This is a genomic window from Paraburkholderia sp. JHI2823, from assembly GCF_038900695.1.
Taxonomy (GTDB): Bacteria; Pseudomonadota; Gammaproteobacteria; order Burkholderiales; family Burkholderiaceae; genus Paraburkholderia; species Paraburkholderia mimosarum.
Window position 1 is genome coordinate 1 of record NZ_JAYMRY010000404.1, and the last position, 255, is coordinate 255.

Annotated in this window: 1 protein-coding gene; it reads left to right on the forward strand. The window is 63.1% G+C overall.

Going from position 1 to position 255, the window contains the following annotated elements; all coding sequences use genetic code 11:
- Positions 1–34 precede the first annotated feature (34 nt).
- The coding region (locus VSR34_RS39170) for a transposase (protein WP_342965319.1) at positions 35–255 on the forward strand (221 nt) is incomplete at its 3' end.

Here is a 255-nt window from a genome sequence, read left to right on the forward strand (position 1 = left end):
AACCTCAGTCGTCCAGAGAACGGAGACCGAGGGGATGCAAGCGCCGATCATTGACGACGAATTGTGGGCACTGATCGAACCGCTACTGCCGAAACCCAGACGCCGAAACAACGAGCGCCGCGGACGACCCCGTGTGTCAGAGCGGGCGGCGCTCAATGGCGTCCTGTTTGTGTTACGCACCGGGATACGGTGGAACCACTTGCCGTCCGAACTGGGGTTTGGGTCCGGGGCGACCTGCTGGCGTCGTCTCGACGC